This is a genomic window from Persicobacter diffluens, assembly GCF_036244895.1.
Taxonomy (GTDB): domain Bacteria; phylum Bacteroidota; class Bacteroidia; order Cytophagales; family Cyclobacteriaceae; genus Persicobacter; species Persicobacter diffluens.
Map to the genome: position 1 here is coordinate 469,056 of NZ_BQKE01000001.1, position 19,815 is coordinate 488,870.

A 19,815-nucleotide genomic window follows, 5' to 3' on the forward strand; every position below is an offset into this window, starting at 1 on the left:
CGTGAAAAAAATGAAGAAACGACGCATGGCCGTTTCTTTAAGAATATTTAATAGGATTATCCTCCAAACATATTGGATAGGTCCATGCCTGGAATGTTCGGCATCATACCTTCGGTGCTTTTTTTGATTTCTTCGCGAGCCGTTTCATCTGCTTTATCCATGGCGTTGTTGACCGCTGCCACGATAAGGTCGGAAAGAATGGTTTTGCTTTCCGCTCCGGTAAGGGAATCATCAATGTCCAGTTTCACAATTTGCTTTTTGCAGTTGGCAACAACTTTTACCATACCGGCGCCGGATTCACCTTCTACTGTAATATTTCCTAAGCGGTCCTGAGCTTCGCGAACACGGTCTTGCACCTCTTTCACTTTGCCCATCATTTTCATCATGTCGAACATAGTATCGCTTTTATTTTTGGTTCTATCGTTAAAGGGGCTGAAAAAAGTGAAAAAAGAATTTTCAGACCCCAAATTTGCCTAAAGCTAACAAATTTCGTGCTTATTTATGGCCTGTCAGCTTATTTATCGGATTAATTGGAGCATTCCGCTGAAATCCAGTGTTTTTCCATCAGTGGTAGTCAGCTTGGCGCGATAAGAATAAGTGCCAGCTGGCGCTTTTTCATTTTTGTAGGTGCCGTTCCAGCCGGGTCTGATGCCACCCGCTATATTTTGGGTTTCACTGAGGGCGAATATGGTTTCTCCCCAACGGTTAAAAATCACCATTTCGAATTTTTCCAAAGGAGAGGTGCCTACATAGGTGAAAACATCATTCAGGCCATCCCCATCGGGCGTAAACGCGTTAGGGAAGCGAATGATCGGTTCAAAATCGATAGGGATGATGTTGGAAAGGGCAGTTAAATTCTCGGCATTATTGATGGCTGCAATTTGGGCAAAGGTGGTTTCCTCTGAGATTTCTTCCAAATTAATTTCATCGCGTGTAAATATGCCGGCATTAATGCTTTGTAGCAGCTGAAAGTCCTGATCCAGTAAGTACAACTCATATTCGTCCACAGAAAAACCCACATAATCTGTCCACTTAAAAGCCATCCTTTTGGCGGAAAGTTGTTCGCTCTCCGCGAAAATTGTACAGGAATTTTTGGGGACAGACAGATTATCACATTCGTCCAACAGGCTGGAGGTAAAGCAATGGGCTTGCTCATTAGGATTGAGGTTTTCAAAGGAGAACAGGTGTTCGGTGTTTTCTTCTTTATTTGTGCCCACTTCCAGATAATAAGTAGCCTGTGCAACCGGTTCTTCTCCCATAATTTCAATTTCTGCGTCATCTGAAACGGTTGCTACCACATAACGAATGGTGGCGGCCTGATCGGAATTTCCGGTAATTTCCGGGCTGAGGACGGAACGGGAAGTACCATTATCATTGGTGGCCAGTGCCTGATACTGGTATAAAAGGCCACAGTCAACGGACCTGTCTTCTATAATGGCATTCGGCTCGAATTCCTGAAAGTCCTCCCCATTTTTTTCAAGGGACAGTTTATCAGTACCCGCGTAAGTATTTTTCACCTCGTTAAAGCCTTTTTGAGATGCCGCATTTAAGGCAATAGTATGAAGTGTGCGAATGTCGCCATAGCTTTCAGATTCGCAGAAATCATAAGCATAGAGTGAAAAGCTCAGGGAGCTTTGCGTATTAAGGTCCTCGCCCAGGATGGTGTTGTTAACCGCCAATACCGGATCCTCCTCAGGGAGATCATAAAAGTAAGGGTATCGTTCGGTATCTCCGCTAAAAGTGATGGCTATCGCTCCATCGGTTTCGGATTGTGCCGTGACACTCAGGCTGACCTCCTGCGGGGAGGGAATGTCATAATTGTCTTCGATGATTTTGGAGGCCCTCCCTCGTTTACAGGCATCATCCATGGTGTCTCCCACCTCTCCAAAATCTCCCCTGATGGTAAAGGTGGTAGCTCCGGCGGAGAAATTATCATATCTCCTGGGGGTGTCTTCCAGTAAAAATTCGTCTGCAACGGGACTTTCGACAATGATTCGGTTGAAATTCGCTTTTTGACTTTCGTCAAAAAAAAGCACTACCTCATTATCAGTGCTGTTGGGGCATTGAAAAATGGAGAATTGAGGAGGATCAACGGTGATGGAAATTTGTAAGGAATCGATGTCCAATGTTCCTCCTGGCCCTGCCTGTCTCACTCGAATCAATGTGAATGATTTTTGTGGATTAAAGTCATTTTCTCCGTGAAGTCCATCCCCGATAAGGTCTCCCACTTTAAAAGCCTTGGGGGCGCCATTTGATTCTCTGAAAATGGCATTTTCAAGTATGGTATAGTCGTCTTGATAATAGCTGATGACCACATCTGCCCCACCGGTATCATTTCCCAATGGGTTATCCTGAATAACTAATTTGCTTCCTGCACACAAGATATTTTTGTCCACACTGAAAGACTCTTTGTCCGAAAGAACTTGCGCTTTCAGGGCAACAGGAAAGAGGATAAAACAGAAAATATATAGAATGAAATGCTTCAAAGAAAAATGTGGGTTACAGGGGCTTGTATTGAAATGATACGAATATTACTTCGAAAAATAACAAGAAAAAATTAAGGAGCGGAGGAAATCGAGCAGAAATGCGCCAACTGCGGAAGATCAGGCTAAAAAAAAAGCTGCCCGAAGGCAGCCTTTAATATTGTGAATCCCGAAGGATTATTTTTTCAAGTTAGACTCGATGTTCTCAACTGTAGCTACTTCCAAGAAAGAAGCACCGTGGAAGTCACCGAAGTTACCACCTACAACTACCAAACGATCATCTTGCTCTACCATGTTCTTCTCTTTCAACTCAGCCAAAGATTCTTTGATGTAAGCATCAGAATCATCACCTTTTGCCAAGAAAGAAGCGTGAACACCGTAAGTCAAAGACAACTCACGCATTACGCGCTCATCGTAAACTTTGGCGAAGATAGCTGTTTTTGGACGGTAAGCCGCGATAGCGCGAGGAGTACGACCGTTAGCAGAATCAGTGATGATTGCCGCTGGGTTCAAGTTCTCAGACGCATAGTAAGCAGATTTTGCTACGAATGCAGAGATGTCGTTGTTCAATACAACAAACTCAGTGTCTTTCTTGAAACCTTCGTATTTCTCAGTTGCCTCAGCAATAGAAGCCATTGTTTTTACCGCCTCGATTGGGTAGTCACCGTAAGCAGACTCACCAGAAAGCATAACCGCATCAGTACCATCGTAAACTGCGTTCGCTACGTCAGAGATCTCCGCACGAGTTGGACGTGGGTTCTCAATCATAGTGTGCAACATTTGAGTTGCAGTGATTACAGGCTTACGACGAGCGATACACTTGTCGATGATCATTTTTTGAGTGATTGGAATACGCTCCTGAGGAATCTCAACAGCCAAGTCACCACGTGCTACCATGATCGAATGTGCGTGATCCAAGATTTCGTCGATGTTATCAACACCTTCCTGGTTCTCGATTTTAGCGATGATTTTAGCATCAGATCCTTTAGCATCCAAAATCTCTTGTACTGCGATAACGTCAGCTGCGTTACGTACGAAAGAGTGTGCTACGAAATCGATGTTGTTATCTGCTACCCACTCGATATAACCTTTATCCTTTGCAGTGATAGAAGGCAATTTCACGTGTACAGAAGGAATGTTTACAGACTTTCTAGACTTTACAGGACCAGAGTTCTGTGCAATACACAACAATTTGTCGCCTAGGTTTTCTTTAACGATGAATTCAACATCACCATCGTCAATCAAGATGCGAGAACCTGCAGGTACATCCTCTACGAAACCAGCGTAGTTAACGTATACCAACTCACGAGTTGAGATACCTTCCGGATCACCCGCCATGAATACCTCATCACCAGGCTTCACACGAAATTCTTCATCGATCTTTGTTGTTCTGATTTCTGGGCCTTTAGTGTCTACCAAGATACCGATTTTGTCAGATACAGCACGAACGTTTTCAACAACGCGCATAGAGTCGTCGAAAGTTTGGTGTGCAGTGTTGATACGAACAACGTTCATACCTTGGTTATACATCTCTGTCAAGAATGGAATATCACACTTACGGTCAGAGATCGTAGCAACGATTTTCGTGTTTTTCATAAAAATGTTTTATTAAATGTTTCCAGCTTTTCTGTATGCTAAACCATCCTAATGGTGGTTATGGTTTTAACTTTTTTGAGGTAAGTAAAGCCTATTGAGGTATTTAGAGATTTTTTTTAAATCCTTTTTGATCAGGATTGTACTTTTCTCCATTTTCCTGAAATGGATGGTGCTCTAAAACCGGTGCAAATTTAAATAAAAGAAGATTGAGCGCCTAATTCCCAGCGTAAAAAAGAGTTGATTTTCAATCAGGTCAATCTTTCTCTTGTTTTTTAATGGGATATGCAAAATACGCCAATTTTACCTTTAATAAATTGATAATATTGTAATTAAGAGGAGGGGGTGTAGTTTGGTTTTTAACATAGGATTGAGGGGTTTTGTCTTTAATTGATAATAAAAATCCATGAGAAGATGATGAGAGAATATTAATTTTCAAAGAATTTGCCTTTTGGAATACAGTACTTTAAAACTATCAAATGACATATATCTGCTTTGCGGGTAATTAATAATGTTATTAGTCATTTTTCGATTATTAGGCAGGCTTTTTAGGTGGGGGTTTTGATATTTCGTATATTTTTTATTGAAAATTTCAGAAGGTGATGTGTTGGAGGTATTAATTCTTAAAAATATGCTATGATAATTTTTTCAAAAAGAACGACCTTTGGGCTTTTCCTGATGATGACATTTTCATTGGGATGTATGAACAATAAAAAAGAGGCACCTATGAAAGCACCCGTTGCCAAAAAAATACCACAGGTTCTTGAAGCTCACGGATATCAGCGCACCGATGATTACTACTGGATGCGTGATCGCGAGAATCAGGAAGTGGTGGATTATCTGAATCAAGAAAACGACTATACCCAAGCGGTGATGAAACACACCGAGGGACTTCAGGAAACCTTATATAATGAAATTGTTGGGAGAATTAAGCAGGATGATAGCTCCGTACCTGTTTATTTTGAAGGGCATTATTACTATACCCGATACGAAAAAGGGAAAGAATATGCGATAAACTGCCGCAAAGAGGGGAGTATGGAGGCCGAAGAGCAGATTTTGTTGGATCAAAATGAATTGGCGGAGGGTACTTCCTATTACGCCATGGGCGATTGGGAGATCAGTACCAACAGGCAGTTAATTGCTTTTAGCGAGGATACCGTTGGTCGCCGGAATTATGATATCCGTATTAAGAATCTGGAAACAGGGGAGATTCTGGAGGATCGTATTCCTGAAACGGTGGGCAACATCACCTGGGCCAATGATAATAAAACGCTTTTCTATACACTGAAGGATGAGGCGCTCAGGGCTAACCGTACATTCCGCCATGAATTGGGGCGTCCGGTGTCCGAGGATGTGTTGGTATATGAAGAGGAAGATGGACTATTTGATACTTTCATCTACAAAACGAAATCCAAGAAGTATTTAGTAATTGGTTCTTCGAGTACTACTTCTGCCGAATTTCAGATTTTAGAGGCAGATAATCCAACAGGCGAATTCCGGATGTTCCAGGAAAGAAAGCCTTTGCTGGAATATGGGATTGATCACTATGAGGATCATTTTTACATTCGTACCAATCTGGAAGCGAAAAATTTTCGCCTGATGAAGACACCCGAAACCGCTACAAGTATGGAAAACTGGGTGGAGGTGATTCCACACCGGGAGGAGGTGCTGCTGGAGGATATTGAGATTTTCAAGGATTACCTTGTAGTCAGTGAGCGTAAAGAGGGCTTGATTCAAATCAACGTGAAGCGTTGGGACGGCAAGGGAGAGTATTTTATTCCTTTTGATGAACCGGCCTATGTCGCTTATACCACTTCTAATCTTGATTTTGATACGGAAATTCTGCGTTATGGCTATTCTTCTATGACGCGTCCATCCTCGGTTTTTGATTTTAATATGAAAACCAAAGCCAGAGAGCTGAAAAAGGAACAAGAAGTGGTGGGGGGATACAATCCGGAAGACTATGTCTGCGAGCGGGTCAATTTCCCTTCGCATGATGGTAAAATGGTGCCCATGTCCATTGTATATAAAAAGGGCTTAAAGAAAGATGGACAAAATCCGACCCTGCTTTATGGTTACGGTTCTTATGGTTATTCCATTGATCCCTTTTTCAGCTCCGTTCGTTTAAGTTTGCTGGATCGTGGATTTGTATATGCCATTGCGCACATTCGTGGATCAGAGACTTTGGGCAGAGCCTGGTATGAGGATGGTAAATTTCTGAAGAAGAAGAATACCTTTGAAGATTTTTGCGCCGCGGGAGATTGGTTAGTGGAAGCGCAATATACTTCTCCGGAGAAATTGTCTGCCATGGGAGGCTCGGCCGGTGGTTTGTTAATGGGAGCTGTGATGAATATGCGACCTGAATTGTTCAAGTCAGTGATTGCCGCTGTACCATTTGTGGATGTGGTGACGACCATGATGGATGAGTCCATCCCATTGACGATTGGAGAATATGAGGAGTGGGGAAATCCAAACGATAAGGTTTATTACGAATATATGTTGTCTTATTCGCCTTATGATAATGTGGAGGCCAAGGCTTACCCAGCTGTTTTAGTGACCTCCGGTTTTCATGATTCGCAGGTGCAATACTGGGAGCCGACTAAGTGGGTGGCCAAATTGCGGGAGCTAAAGACAGATGATAATCCGATTTTATTGCATACCAATATGGAGGCTGGGCATGGAGGTAATTCCGGTAGATTCCGAAAATTTAAAGAGACGGCTTTAGAATATGCCTTCTTGTTGGATCAAATGGGAATGACCAATAACTAGCCATATTTATTCCTGCTGAAGTCTTTGTTTAGCTGCTAGAGGGAGTAATGGAGGGATTTTTCCTATTTCAAGTTTTTCCCATCAAAGCTGAAAAAGAAGAGAAAGCAAGCTCGCCCAAATTCGGGCCCGGCAGTTTGCAAATGGCTGAATACAAAAAATCCTCCCTGATGAAGTTCAGGGAGGATTTTTCTTAGCAAAATATTTTTTAACCCGGATTATTCCGGCTTAAATCCTCGTTTAGCTGTAAGGCGGAAAAAATGAAGGAATAGTTTCCTATTTCGAGTTTTTTCCAACAAAACAGATGAATGAGGAGAAAGCAAGCTTGTCCAAATTTGGACAATTATAAACTAAAGAAAATAAATTAAAACGAACTAAAAATAAACCACTAATGCTTAGCCGATTAATTTAGCGGTGAATAATTCGGGTTAAACTCCTACCGCCTCTACGGACTGAACTTCCGGAAGCTGATGCTTCAATAAGTTCTCAATACCCTGTTTCAAAGTAATGGTCGAAGACGGGCAGCCTGAGCACGCTCCTTGTAATAATACTTTTACCACGCCATTTTGGAAAGAATGGAAAGTGATTGCACCGCCATCTGATTCCACAGCCGGACGAATATACTCATCCAAAATCATCTTGATTTTTGCTTCAATCTCAGTTTCTTCCCCTTTGGAAACTTCCTGTGCGGCCAATGCTTCTTTGGAGAAAAGCACTTTACCGGATTGTAAATAATCAATGATATGGTCTTTTAATGCGCCCTGCACTTCTTCCCAGTTTACCTCCGCAGATTTGGAAATGGTAATGAAGTTGGAACTAATAAAAACGCGCTCCACAAATGGGAAACCGAATAATTCCTGCGCTAATGGGCATGGGGCAGCATTTTCCATATCAGAAAAATCGTATTGTTCCATCCCATCCACCAGCATCATACTGGTGACAAACTTCAAAGAATTAGGGTTAGGGTTGGCTTCCAAATAAATGGTCACCACCTTTTCGTACATTTTATCGCGATCGTATCCTTGGTTATTTTCCATGGTTATGAATGTTCTATTTTAATACAAATCTAAGCAATATTTTGGCCTTAATCGGTTATGCCACCGACATTTATTGCCATTGACTTATTCTACTTCTACCGTTTCCTTTTTGTCTTCCAGTATTTTTAATTTTTCTCCTTCGGTAGTGGCAATAATCATGGAAACGGTCGCATCTCCAGTTACATTGACAGCCGTACGGCACATGTCCAAAATTCTGTCCGGGCCCAAAACAAGTGCCAAACCGGCAGAAGGAACTCCGATAGATTCCAAAATGATCAATAGCATTATCAGTCCGGCGCCAGGAACTGCCGCAGAGCCGATTGAGGCCAATAGGGCGGTGAAAACAATGGTCAATTGTTGACCAAGGCTCAGATCATAACCCAAAGCATGGGAGATAAATACTGCCGCCACTGCCTGATAAAGGGAAGTGCCATCCATATTCATCGTAGCGCCTAGTGGTAAAACAAAGGAGCTCACCTCTTCTGATACCCCAAATTCTTTTTCTACACACTCAATAGTGATCGGAAGGGCTGCCGCAGAAGAGCTGGAGCTGAAAGCTAAAAGCAAAGCTCTTTCAATGCCTTTGAAGAATGCTTTATAACTGAAATTTTTTCGGGTAAAAACCCTCAATAGCATGGGGTATACCACCAATACCATGATCAGCAAGCCGATGATAACTGTCAGCGCATAAAAACCGAGAGACTTGAGGATTCCCCAAACCTTGTTAGGATCATCTCCGGCCACTTCCACCAATAAAGTACAGATCAAAGAAAATACCCCGTATGGAGAAATGATCATGATAAAGTCAATAATCTTGAGCACCACATGGTTGAGTCCATCAAAAAAGGCGACTACCGGGCTTCGTTTATTTTCCGGAATTTTTAATAAAGCCACACCGAATAATACGGCAAAGAAAACTACCTGTAACATCCGGCTGTTTTCCGAAGCTGCTTTTACAAAGTTTTCCGGTACCATTTCAATTAATGGCTGCAAGACCAATTGTTCTTTAACTTCTTCTGCCTGTTCTTTTTTCGCCTTAACATCCTGTGAATATTTGGCTTCAATATCTGAGCGGGTTTTAGGGGAAATTAGCTTACCCGGCTGTAGTAAATTAACAGTGACCAAACCGATGGTAATGGCAAAGGTGGTGGTCAGGATATAAATACCAATGGTTTTGGTGCCCATACGGCTCAGCTTGGAAATATCACTCAGGTTAGCGATACCGCAAATCAGAGACGCAATGACCAGTGGCGCAGCTACCATTTTCAGTGCGCGCACAAATATTTCACCGATCGGCTTTATTAGCTCCAGGGTGATCCATTGCGGAACATTAGTGAAAATAAAGGTTAAGCCTACGACCAGGCCCAGAATTAAACCTAAAAAGATCTGGCTATGTAGTGGGATTTTTTTGAACATCTAAAAAAAGGGGAATGTAATAACTAATAAATATGCCTCAAAAAGACCAAGGCCCTTTCAGGGACGCTGATTTTACGCAATACCACCGGGCTTTCCAAACATTTTTGGAAGAATCCAATAAAGCCCTGTTTTTAAACAAAAAGGGGAGCCATTTTAAGATAGCTCCCTTTTTTATCAGGCTTTTAACTGATCCAAACGTGTAGATTGGTTCAGCATAAAATGGTCTGCAATCACCAGGGCAGCCATGGCTTCCACTATGGGAACGGCTCTTGGGACCACGCAGGGATCATGTCTTCCTTTTCCGCTGACTGTTACAGCTCCGCCGTGTATATCAATGCTTTCCTGGTCAATCATGATGGTGGCCACCGGCTTGAAAGCTACCCGGAAGAAAATATCCTGCCCATTGGAGATGCCTCCCTGAATACCACCGGAGTAATTGGTTTCAGTTTTTACCTGTCCATTTTCATCCGTGAAGAATTTATCATTGTGCTCCGAACCATACATGCTCACCCCCTCGAATCCGCTGCCATATTCAAAACCTTTGGCCGCATTAATGCTTAACATGGCTTTGCCTAATTCGGCATTTAAACGATCAAACACCGGTTCTCCCAGTCCTACAGGAACTCCGGAAATTACAGCAGAAACGACGCCGCCAATGGTATCCCGCTTTTTACGGGTATCGTCAATCAGCTCGATCATTTTTTCAGCCATATTTGCATCCGGGCAGCGAACGATATTGGATTCAATGGCGGAAAGATCCAGCGCCTGGTAATGATTATCCAGCTTCAATGGGCCTACCTGAGAAACCCAGGCTTTGAAATCTATACCAAAATGAGCCAACATTTTCTTGGCAACGGCTCCTGCCGCTACTCTGGCGGCAGTTTCCCGGGCAGAACTACGCCCGCCGCCACGGTAATCGCGGTGGCCATATTTTTCATGATAGGTGAAATCGGCATGGGAAGGACGGAAAGATTCTGCGATATGCGAATAATCTTTGCTCTTCTGATCCTGATTCATGATGATCATGCCAATTGGCGTGCCGGTGCTCAGTCCTTCAAAAACTCCCGAAAGAATTTCCACTTTATCCCCCTCCTTGCGTTGAGTGGTGATTTTTGACTGACCCGGGCGACGGCGATCTAATTCCGTCTGAATGTATTCCTCATCAATGGGAACTCCGGCAGGACATCCGTCTATCGTGACGCCTAACCCTCTGCCGTGGGATTCCCCAAAAGTAGTGATGCGAAATTTTCGTCCAAAAATATTTCCCATGGTCGAAATGCTTAAATTTTTATGTGTGCGTTCATTGGCCCGAAGGCCTGGTGTTCAAGGTGCTAATCCGAATTATTTACCGCCTGACTTGGATTTACGCTAAGAAATTAGCTAATCAGTTCGTTGGACTGATTAGCTGATTTTTCAATCAGCCAAATTGGGCTGAGCTTGCTTTCTCCTCCTTCATCTACTTCGTTGAAAAAAAACTCGAAATAGGAAAAATCCTTCCTTTTTTCCGCCTTACAGGTCATGGAGGATGTAACTATGAATATTTCGGTCTACGGCTTCCGGATCAGGAAAAATGCCATGGTTCCCATTAAAAGCAGGATGAGGGTGTTCCCGATCCATCTCCAATAATTAGGCGATTGCAATGGTTTTAAATCATTGCTTTCTAAATTGATTTTATCATAGAAGCTTCCCAGCTGATTGGATTCAATCGTCAGGAATTGTTGGCTTTTCCCGGTGACTTTGATGGTTTCCTTTGGACGAAGGGTATCATAAACCTCCTTGTCCGGATCAAAGTAAATCCACTGGAAGAAGTCCCCCAAATTGTACTCGCCCGGTTCGCGCGGAATACCATAGAAAGTGAAGGTTTTGGAACCTGTCACGCGGTTGTTATTCCGGTTGATATTCTGACGAATGTTGGGTGGGTAAAATTCAATGTCTTTATTATCTGCCTGTATCGGTTGATCAATGGCGGCAATATTGCCTCTGCCGGATACGGTAAATGCATATTCAAAACTTTTACCGGCATCCAGTTCTTTCAGGCTTAATTTATCCGTTAATCGGTATCGGCCTACCGCCACTTTGTCTTTGAGTGGATGATCAGGAAGCTCCTTTACTTTTACTTTTTTGGATCTGGAACGGAAAGATTTAAAATCTTCTTTTCGATTTCTGCCAAAAAAGGACTGTTGCTTGGCCACCTTGTACTTGATCATTTTCAATTCCAATGAAGGGAAATCAATTTCTCCGGTATTCAAAGGGAAATAAGTCGCCTGATACAATTTGTACTGGGTATAGGTTTTGCCGTTGATGGTGACCGGAATGCCCTGTACACGGTCAATATTAAAGTTCTCCTCCCAACAATTAGCAGGTTTGATCTTCTTGGTCATCTCGGCCACCTGCTCGGGAAGCTGATAGAAGTCCATTGGGGCGCGGTTATTGGCTGCCACATAAAAGGCCAGGCTTAAGTTAAAGCCTTCCCCGACATAGACCTCCTCTTTGCTGGTAGACAAAGCAAAAAAGGCATCCTCTTTTACGTCTACAAATTCCTGCGGCTGGCTGTTGTTTCGGCCAAAAAAATCATCGAAGGGGTCACGCCCAAAAGGATCTCCAAAAGGATCAAATCCTCGCTGGCGACTTTGTTGTTTGGCAGGGCCAACTTTGATCGTGGCGCCCGGGGAGGAAATCTTTTGATTATTTACCGTCATTTCAAAAGACGAGAGCCGGTAAGTCCCTTCCCGCATGGGGGCATAGTTTTGAGTAAGTTTTTGGGTGGAGGATATTTGCCCGTTCACGATGTTGGTGGAACTGGAAGAGGAAGTTCCTCTCATGACAAACCCTTCAATTTCAGGGAAGTCCGAGTATCCTTTTAGCCTTCCATTCTCTACCTGAATGGTAATGGTGTACATTTGATTCATACCGATGTCGGAAGATCCCAAAATGAGTGAAACCTTTTCATCCTGTGCCATCGTATACTGCGGTAGAAGCATCAATCCTACCAGAAAAAGTACATAAGATATTTTTGAATTACAGCGCATGCAAAAACAATTACTTTTTTGAGTTCTTACAAAAGTAAGACATTTATTAAATCCCCTAAATAATAATCTTTTTAAAACACCTTCATTGGTGGGACTAAATTTATTAACATGCTAAATTATTGCAAGACTATTTTGTCTAAAGTAAGCTTCGATCCCTATCTTTTTAGAAAAGAACTGATCAAAGCACTTGGATATTGTGTGCCTGTGGAAAAACTAGCTCTTCAAAACTGGTGTTATCGCGAATACGGTGACCAATACGGAAACATTCTTAATGAGGCTTTCGCATAACCTGCCCAAAGACTTTACAGACCCCAATGGATTTTTCCATTGGGGTTTTTTGTGTCATTTTTGGAATAAATGCACCCATAATTGAGGGGCTAAGGTTTGCAGGGCAAAATCTATTGTTTGCTGATTTACCGGATGGTTTCCCTGATCTTGGCTTAAAATTATTCCGTCTACCCCGGCATTTTTGATCCAGTTTAGGGCTTGTGCCCATAAGGGTTCGGGCAGGTGATCGGTGTCCAGGTATACCCAAAGCAGGCCTTCATTGGAATGCACTAATTTGGACAGCTGGGCAAAAAGAATTTTGGGCCAATTCATCCCGGAAGCATGAGCGCCATAGGGGTAAGTGATGGCGACATGTTTGGCTCCTTCATTTAATGCAATTTGTGCCCCGGTCAGAATGCTTTCTGACCGGCTATTGCCATAGGGAAAGTCCAAAATGACGCCTAATTTTTCTTTGTCCGCTGCATCTCTAAGGGCTTTTTTTGCCCAAAATGGAGCCACAAAAAGCATTTCCGTTTTGGAGGAAGGCTGCTTCTGGAGCTGGTTTTCCAGTTTTTGTGCATCAATTTCGGCAGTCGCTACAATATTAGAATAGCGTACGTTAAGCATAAAATTTAGTGGTACATTTCACATTCCTTACAATATTTCTTTTTCCCGGGGGGTCTTTTTTTCGGTTTCTTTTTATGTCCGAAATAAGAGGGATCCGAATATTGCGGTTTTTTCATTTCTTCTTCCATCCGGGCTCTTTTAATGGCGTTCTGTTTCTGCCTTTCTTTGGCTTCAATGACGGCCTGATCAAAAGAATTGGATAGTTTTCCATCTTTTTGAGCCTTTTTCAAGGCTTTTTGCCTTTTCTTTTCTGCCTTCTTTATTTGCTTTTCTTTCTTTTTCGAATACTGCATGCCCGGAGCCTGTGTGTTAGGGGTTAAAACCTGTGCACTGGCTTTTTCAGGAATAATGCAGGATAAAAGTAAAAGCAATAAGGAGGAGGCAATCCAAATGAATGGTTTGTTCTCTAAAACTCTCATATAATTTAAATAGCACAATGTAGATTAAAAGTATAAAAAACTGTCGGGTATACAAAACCTCTTTTTTTTAACGGCCATCCGACGGAAAAAGTACTGGAATTTAAAGGGAGATATGCTGGTCTGGGAAAAATTAACACGAATTGCCCACCTATTAGGTCTCGGGGCTGATCAAGGAGTTTTTGATCAGTTCGCTATCGTTGTTTTTGATGGTCCGAAATTGGGGAAATTACTATCCCTTCCTTCATTGGCTTTGTTGGAAAAAACTCGAAATAGGAACCTTCCTCTTCATTTTTACCGCCTTGCCGCTAGAGGAGGATTTGAGCATGCCTAACCCGAATTATTCACCGCTAAATTTATCAACTAAGTGTAAGTGACTTGAATTCAGTTTATTATAATTTATTTTCTCTAGATTATAATAGCCCAAATTTGGGCAAGCTTGCTTTCTCCTCATTCATCTGCTTCGTTGGAAAAAACTCGAAATAGGAGACTATTCCTTCATTTTTCCCCCTTGCAGCTAAAAGAGGATGGAAGCATGAATAATCCGGCCTAATTCTGCTTAAATGCTATTTCGAAAATTATAGATTACGGCTTATTTATCCACACTTAAGAAGTTGAGGGCTCGAAAATCAAAGCTCGTATGCCGGTTATCCACATCTGAGCTTGAGAAAGTTCGATTTTTAGACGAAAAATTGGCGGAAATCTAAAAATTCAGGAGAAAAGTGTGGGTAATGGCGGATTTCGCCCAACTTTTCCACAATAGTTTTCCACAATCCACTATTTTGGTGGATAAGTATGAAAATTGGAAAGCTTAAAGGGCGAATTTGAGCGTGTGGCTACTCCTTTATAAAAGAAATGTTTCGTTTTAAACCCTCTAATTTTGTGCGTTTTACCGCTGATTTTCGGAATATTTCATTGAAGAGCTCCCGGCTTAGTTCTTCCCAGTCCCTGTTGTGCATATCTTTCAGGGCAGGATGTGGATAAAACTGATTTTCCTGGTGAGGTTTAGAAAATCGATTCCAAGGGCACACGTCCTGACAAATATCACAACCAAAAATCCAGTTTTCCATCTGTCCTTTGAAGGTGTCCGGGATACTATCTTTAAGCTCAATGGTGAGGTAGGAAATGCATTTGCTGCCATCAACAACGCCCGCTTGGGCGATGGCGGCAGTTGGGCAGGCATCAATGCATCGGGTGCAGCTGCCACAATAATCTTTGGCCAGGGGCACATCCGGTTCCAGTTCCAGATCAATGATGAGTTCGGCCAAAAAGAAAAAACTTCCCATTTGGCGATTGAGCAGCAAACTGTTTTTACCAATCCAGCCCAAACCTGATTTCTGCGCCCATTGTCTTTCCATTACCGGAGCAGAATCCACAAAAGCCCGTCCATCAATTTCCCCAATTCGCTCCTGTAGTTGGGAAATCAACTCCTTTAGCTTGTCTTTAATGATGAAATGGTAATCTTTCCCATAGGCATATTTGGCAATTTTATATGCTCCAGCCTGGGCCAAATCTTCCTGAGGGAAATAATTATAGACTAAAGAAACCACCGATTTTGCCCCCTCGACCAATTTTCGGGGATCCAGTCTTTTGTCAAAATGATTTTCCAGGTATTGCATTTTTCCCTGGTAGCCATTTTTTAGCCATTGTTCCAGTGGGCGGGCTTCTTCTTCTAAAAAATCTGCCCGGGCAATGCCTACAAAATTAAATCCTAGTCTTTTTGCCTCCTCTTTTAGGATAGCGGTATGTGCTGCCGTATTGTTCAAAGCTGAATATTATCCAAATAATGATCCCTGTGTAGCGTCTTGTTGTGGGCTGATCCCTAAATGTTCATAGGCTAGTAGGGTGCATTCCCGTCCTCGGGAAGTTCTCTTAATATAACCTTCCTGAATCAGGAATGGCTCATAAACTTCCTCAATAGTTTCTGCCTCTTCTCCCACAGCGGTGGCAATGGTGCTAATGCCTACCGGTCCTCCTTTGAATTTTTCGATGATGGTGCTCAGAATGCGGTTGTCCATTTCGTCCAGACCATTATGGTCTACGTCCAGGGCTTCCAATGCCATTTGGGCAATGTCCATATTGATGTTTCCATCTCCTTTAATATCCGCAAAGTCCCGGGTACGGCGCAACAGGTTGTTGGCAATCCTTGGTGTTCCCCGGCTTCTGCGGGCAATTTCGTAGGAGCCTTCCTCATCAATAGGAGTTCCTAACAAATGACAGGAGCGCTCCACGATCTTGGTCAGCAGCTGGGCATCGTAATATTGCAGTCGGGCATTGATACCAAAGCGAGCTCTCAGTGGAGCGGTAAGTAAGCCGGAGCGGGTGGTGGCGCCGATAAGCGTGAATGGATTCAGACCAATCTGCACAGTGCGTGCATTAGGTCCGGAATCAAGCATGATGTCGATTTTATAATCCTCCATAGCGGAATACAGGTATTCTTCTACTACCGGATTTAATCGGTGAATTTCATCGATGAATAGTACATCATGCTCCTCCAGATTAGTAAGCAGGCCTGCCAAATCAGAGGGCTTGTCTAAAACAGGCCCGGAAGTGACCTTAATGTTGGAGCCCAGCTCATTGGCGATGATGTGCGATAGGGTGGTTTTACCTAGGCCCGGAGGGCCATGTAAAAGCACATGATCCAATGGCTCGTTACGTTTTTTAGCAGCGCTAACGAAGACCTTCAGGTTTTCCAAAACCTTCTCCTGCCCGGTAAAATCGGCAAAGCTCAGCGGTCGAAGCGCCTTCTCAAATTCTTTCTCTTTGGGACTTAAGTGTTCTTCGTCTCCGCTTAAATAGTCTTCGCGCATGCGTTCTGGCCTTAATTCAACAAATGTTTTCGCTTCAAATCGAAGTTATCCAAAATATGGATGGCGCAAAAATAAGGATTAGGAAAAATTTATCCATCAAGAGTGGCGGAAATTATGACATTTTTTTGGCGAATATGTTTTTTGCTTTCTTTTTCCTCCCTCTATTTTCTGATTTTGGGGAATACAGGCAATAAATTCACAACAAAAGTCCTGCTTTTTGGGAATCAGGACAATAAGCCCTTATTTTTGCAGTGAAATTGTTAATAATCATGAGTAATCAAGGAAACCGACCACGCTTTAATACCAAATCATTAATATACCCCATTGTGTTATTGGGGCTTATGTTTGCCGTTCAGCAATATCGCGAGCGAAAGTATGGTCAGGATTTGGCAGAGAATGCTTCCAAACTGGTCTATTTTGAGGGAAACACCATGGGGACTACCTATCATATCAAGTATTTGGATGAGAGCCAGCGGAATTATAAACAGCAGGTAGACTCTGTGCTTTTGGATTTTAATCAGGCACTTTCTACTTATATCGCCGATTCCGAGATTTCACAGTTTAACCGGGAGCAGCGGTTGAAATATAAAAGTCCCTATTTTTATCCGGTATTGGAGGCTTCCAAAGAGGTCTATGAAATAACAGACGGGGCATTTGATCCCACTATTGGTCCTCTGGCAAAAGCCTGGGGTTTTGGTGCCGGGGACCGTACGAAGATGAGCCAGGCAAAGGTGGATAGTTTATTGGCATTGCTGGACTTTCCCTCCATTGTATTTGATCAGGAAGAGGTAAAAAAAGAACGCCCGGAAGTACAGCTGAACGTTAACGCTTTGGCCAAAGGTTATGGTGTGGACGTAGTTGCTGATTATTTAAAAGCACAGGGGGTGGAGCATTTAATGGTAGAGATTGGTGGTGAAGTAGTTTGCCATGGATTGAGCGATAAAAATATGCCATGGGTTATCGGGATTGATGAGCCCCTAACGGCAGAAGAATTAGCTGAACGGGGCGTTAAGCGTCAATTGTATGCCGCGATTAAAGTGGAAAATCAGGGGATGGCCACCAGTGGAAATTACCGCAATTACTATGTGGAAAATGGGGTGAAATATGCCCATACCATTGATCCAAAGACGGGTTATCCGGTGCAAAGGAGTTTACTCAGTGCGACGGTTTTGGCGCCAAACTGCATGCTGGCAGATGCCTACGCAACGGCTTTTATGGTGATGGGAGTAGAGAAATCCATTGCTATACTGGAAAGCCAGCCTGCTTTGGAGGGGTATTTGATTTATTCCGATGCCGAAGGAAAAATGAAAATTTATGCGACCAAAGGTGCTGAAAAAGCCATGGTCAACATTCGATAAAGGGATAATCTTTCTAAATATTTAATTGATAAATTCCCTTAGGGGATATTTATTGGAATAACTTACTTATTGCCAGAGAATTGTTCTATGACAGTTTCAAGGATGACAACAAAAAAAGAATGGTTTGGAGAATGGTTTGATTCTCCTTATTACCATATTCTATACAAAGACCGGGATTATACCGAAGCCCAACAATTCATCAGTCGACTGGTGGAAAAACTGGCTTTTCCAAAGCAAGCTAAAGTGATGGATTTGGCCTGTGGAAAAGGGCGGCACAGTATCTATTTAAATAAATTGGGTTTCGATGTGGTAGGTCTGGATCTTTCCGCCCAAAATGTGGAAGCTGCCCGGCAGTCCGGAAATAGTCACTTGCATTTTTATATCCATGACATGCGCAGGGTATTTGCGGAGGGCGTGAAGCAGTTTGATTATGTGCTGAACCTTTTTACTTCCTTTGGTTATTTCGCAGAAGAACAACAAAATCAGCAGGCCATTGAAAGTGCAGCACAAGCTTTGAAAAAAGGGGGTGTTTTTGTCTTGGATTTTTTGAATCCGGATAAAGTGATCAGCAATTTGGTGGGTCGGGAACGTAAGACCGTGGAGGAGATTAATTTCTGTATTACCCGACAGGTAGACGATCAGCACTTTATTGTGAAGGATATTTGGTTCGAGGATGAGAATCGTCCTTTCCACTTTCAGGAGAGAGTGAAAGCCATTTCCAAGAAAGAATTTATCCAATATTTTGAAGCGGCGGGTTTAGAGGTGCAGCAGGTTTACGGGGATTATTACCTTAATGAATATGATGCCCAAAAGTCTGACCGGATGATATTTGTGGCCAGGAGACCTTAACTGGCCAGGAGTCTTTAACCATGACGGATTACGCTTAAAGCCTCATTCCTCTGCTGCTTTGGAAATAAATGAAATAGGGAATTATCCCTTCATTTCCCCCTTTGCAGTTAAAAGAGGGTTTAAACAGGAATAATCCGGCTTATAAAAATAGAAAAACAGCTTTAATGATCAGTAAATAAGAATATTGCAATGGTTTGCAGCGGCGGACTGTGCACCATTCGAATAAAGGAATCTTTATTTTAATGAATATGATTTCATAAAATTCCCTTAACTTGCCACCTTGTTGCGATAAAAAGGATTTTAGGATTAATTATATATGTGGCTAACCTTATCGGTTCTCTTTTTTGCTACGCTTTTAGCGGGGCTCGCCCAACCTTGGATTTCTAAAAAGTTCAAACCTGATTTTAGAGAAATACTTAATTTTGCCGGAGGCTACTTATTTGCCCTCACGGTGGTGCACCAAATTCCGGAATTATTCCATTTTGATGCCGGCCATGATCACAGCCTGATGGATGAAACCTTATTAGGAGGCTTGATTCTGATGGGCTTTTTCGTTCAGGTAATTTTGGAAAAACTATCCGGAGGGATAGAACACGGACATTTTCATGCTTCTGGTGGGCATGGTCATCAGGATAAGCTGTCCCCCTGGGTGTTATTGATTGGTTTGGGGATTCACTCTATTCTGGAAGGGGCAATGCTAGGCCATGGAGCTTTAAGCGGGCATGAGTTATCTCACGGGCATTATCACGGCAATAACCTATTGCTGGGAATTATGCTTCATAAATTACCGGCGGCATTTGCTTTAACCGCTTTGCTGAATCATGGAAAAACCATGAAGAACCGCACCATTGTCATCTTGCTGTTGTTTGCGGCGGCCTCTCCGGTGGGGGCGTTGATGGCGCATGCATTAGGGGATGCCAGCTGGGTGGAGGATGAACACCTGAGATGGATCTCTGCCTTGGTAACCGGTAGCTTTTTACATATTTCCAGTACTATTTTCTTTGAAAATACGGGGAAAGCGCATAAAAGCTGGAAAGGCTTTGGAGCAATGCTTTTAGGTTCCCTGATTGCGGTAAGTACGGAGTTTTTTCCCTTTTAAACATACATTGACGTTGTTTGTCCGAAATGTCCATGGAAGCGAATGCTTTTTGGAAGAATGTTAAT

General features: G+C 42.7%; 15 protein-coding genes. 4 read left to right on the top strand and 11 right to left on the bottom strand.

Going from position 1 to position 19,815, the window contains the following annotated elements; genetic code table 11:
* Positions 1-56: 56 nt before the first annotated feature.
* The 3 genes from AAA970_RS01955 to pyk form a co-directional block, all read right to left on the bottom strand.
* Positions 57-395, bottom strand: coding sequence for a YbaB/EbfC family nucleoid-associated protein (locus tag AAA970_RS01955; protein ID WP_053406947.1), 339 nt, complete (start codon positions 393-395; stop codon positions 57-59).
* 123 nt (positions 396-518) lie between these two features.
* Complete coding sequence (locus AAA970_RS01960) at positions 519-2,486, bottom strand: T9SS type B sorting domain-containing protein (protein WP_338235780.1); 1,968 nt, start codon at positions 2,484-2,486, stop codon at positions 519-521.
* 174 nt (positions 2,487-2,660) lie between these two features.
* Positions 2,661-4,079 (bottom strand): pyruvate kinase, encoded by a 1,419-nt coding sequence (pyk, locus tag AAA970_RS01965; RefSeq protein WP_053406033.1) that lies wholly within the window; start codon positions 4,077-4,079, stop codon positions 2,661-2,663.
* A 723-nt stretch (positions 4,080-4,802) separates the two neighbouring features.
* Here pyk and AAA970_RS01970 point away from each other — a divergent pair.
* Complete coding sequence (locus AAA970_RS01970; protein WP_338235781.1) at positions 4,803-6,845, top strand: S9 family peptidase; 2,043 nt, start codon at positions 4,803-4,805, stop codon at positions 6,843-6,845.
* A 425-nt stretch (positions 6,846-7,270) separates the two neighbouring features.
* Here AAA970_RS01970 and AAA970_RS01975 read toward each other — a convergent pair whose 3' ends face one another.
* The 8 genes from AAA970_RS01975 to ruvB form a co-directional block, all read right to left on the bottom strand.
* Positions 7,271-7,879, bottom strand: a complete 609-nt coding sequence (locus AAA970_RS01975) for a NifU family protein (protein ID WP_338235782.1) — start codon at positions 7,877-7,879, stop codon at positions 7,271-7,273.
* An 84-nt stretch (positions 7,880-7,963) separates the two neighbouring features.
* Positions 7,964-9,295 (bottom strand): dicarboxylate/amino acid:cation symporter, encoded by a 1,332-nt coding sequence (locus tag AAA970_RS01980; protein WP_338235783.1) that lies wholly within the window; start codon positions 9,293-9,295, stop codon positions 7,964-7,966.
* Between the two features lie 174 nt (positions 9,296-9,469).
* Positions 9,470-10,564 (bottom strand): chorismate synthase, encoded by a 1,095-nt coding sequence (aroC, locus tag AAA970_RS01985; RefSeq protein ID WP_338235784.1) that lies wholly within the window; start codon positions 10,562-10,564, stop codon positions 9,470-9,472.
* Positions 10,565-10,842: 278 nt separating this feature from the next.
* The gene (locus AAA970_RS01990) at positions 10,843-12,324 is read right to left on the bottom strand and encodes a BatD family protein (RefSeq protein ID WP_338235785.1); all 1,482 of its coding nucleotides are present in this window, start codon (positions 12,322-12,324) and stop codon (positions 10,843-10,845) included.
* 342 nt (positions 12,325-12,666) lie between these two features.
* Complete coding sequence (locus AAA970_RS01995; RefSeq protein ID WP_338235786.1) at positions 12,667-13,218, bottom strand: beta/alpha barrel domain-containing protein; 552 nt, start codon at positions 13,216-13,218, stop codon at positions 12,667-12,669.
* Positions 13,219-13,223: 5 nt separating this feature from the next.
* The gene (locus AAA970_RS02000) at positions 13,224-13,637 is read right to left on the bottom strand and encodes a hypothetical protein (protein WP_338235787.1); all 414 of its coding nucleotides are present in this window, start codon (positions 13,635-13,637) and stop codon (positions 13,224-13,226) included.
* Between the two features lie 833 nt (positions 13,638-14,470).
* Positions 14,471-15,400, bottom strand: a complete 930-nt coding sequence (queG, locus tag AAA970_RS02005; RefSeq protein ID WP_338235788.1) for a tRNA epoxyqueuosine(34) reductase QueG — start codon at positions 15,398-15,400, stop codon at positions 14,471-14,473.
* Positions 15,401-15,409: 9 nt separating this feature from the next.
* Positions 15,410-16,444 (bottom strand): Holliday junction branch migration DNA helicase RuvB, encoded by a 1,035-nt coding sequence (ruvB, locus tag AAA970_RS02010; protein ID WP_053406024.1) that lies wholly within the window; start codon positions 16,442-16,444, stop codon positions 15,410-15,412.
* 269 nt (positions 16,445-16,713) lie between these two features.
* On the opposite strand from ruvB, the gene AAA970_RS02015 reads away from it, so the two are divergent.
* The 3 genes from AAA970_RS02015 (at position 16,714) to AAA970_RS02025 (ending at position 19,750) form a co-directional block, all read left to right on the top strand.
* On the top strand, positions 16,714-17,802 hold the full coding sequence (locus tag AAA970_RS02015; RefSeq protein ID WP_338235789.1) for an FAD:protein FMN transferase: 1,089 nt from the start codon (positions 16,714-16,716) through the stop codon (positions 17,800-17,802).
* A 102-nt stretch (positions 17,803-17,904) separates the two neighbouring features.
* Entirely contained in the window at positions 17,905-18,651 is a 747-nt protein-coding gene (locus AAA970_RS02020) for a class I SAM-dependent DNA methyltransferase (RefSeq protein WP_338235790.1), read from the top strand.
* A 316-nt stretch (positions 18,652-18,967) separates the two neighbouring features.
* A complete protein-coding gene (locus AAA970_RS02025; protein WP_053406021.1) occupies positions 18,968-19,750 on the top strand; it encodes a ZIP family metal transporter in 783 nt (260 codons plus the stop codon).
* Positions 19,751-19,815 lie beyond the last annotated feature (65 nt).

Coding starts and splice junctions, on each gene's coding strand:
- AAA970_RS01995 (WP_338235786.1), bottom strand. CDS start 13,218: ATGCTTAACGTACGCTATTCTAATATTGTAGCGACTGCCGAAATTGAT.
- AAA970_RS02025 (WP_053406021.1), top strand. CDS start 18,968: ATGTGGCTAACCTTATCGGTTCTCTTTTTTGCTACGCTTTTAGCGGGG.
- AAA970_RS02020 (WP_338235790.1), top strand. CDS start 17,905: ATGACAACAAAAAAAGAATGGTTTGGAGAATGGTTTGATTCTCCTTAT.
- AAA970_RS02000 (WP_338235787.1), bottom strand. CDS start 13,637: ATGAGAGTTTTAGAGAACAAACCATTCATTTGGATTGCCTCCTCCTTA.
- AAA970_RS01970 (WP_338235781.1), top strand. CDS start 4,803: ATGAAAGCACCCGTTGCCAAAAAAATACCACAGGTTCTTGAAGCTCAC.
- AAA970_RS01980 (WP_338235783.1), bottom strand. CDS start 9,295: ATGTTCAAAAAAATCCCACTACATAGCCAGATCTTTTTAGGTTTAATT.
- AAA970_RS01990 (WP_338235785.1), bottom strand. CDS start 12,324: ATGCGCTGTAATTCAAAAATATCTTATGTACTTTTTCTGGTAGGATTG.
- ruvB (WP_053406024.1), bottom strand. CDS start 16,444: ATGCGCGAAGACTATTTAAGCGGAGACGAAGAACACTTAAGTCCCAAA.
- aroC (WP_338235784.1), bottom strand. CDS start 10,564: ATGGGAAATATTTTTGGACGAAAATTTCGCATCACTACTTTTGGGGAA.
- AAA970_RS02015 (WP_338235789.1), top strand. CDS start 16,714: ATGAGTAATCAAGGAAACCGACCACGCTTTAATACCAAATCATTAATA.
- pyk (WP_053406033.1), bottom strand. CDS start 4,079: ATGAAAAACACGAAAATCGTTGCTACGATCTCTGACCGTAAGTGTGAT.
- AAA970_RS01975 (WP_338235782.1), bottom strand. CDS start 7,879: ATGGAAAATAACCAAGGATACGATCGCGATAAAATGTACGAAAAGGTG.
- AAA970_RS01955 (WP_053406947.1), bottom strand. CDS start 395: ATGTTCGACATGATGAAAATGATGGGCAAAGTGAAAGAGGTGCAAGAC.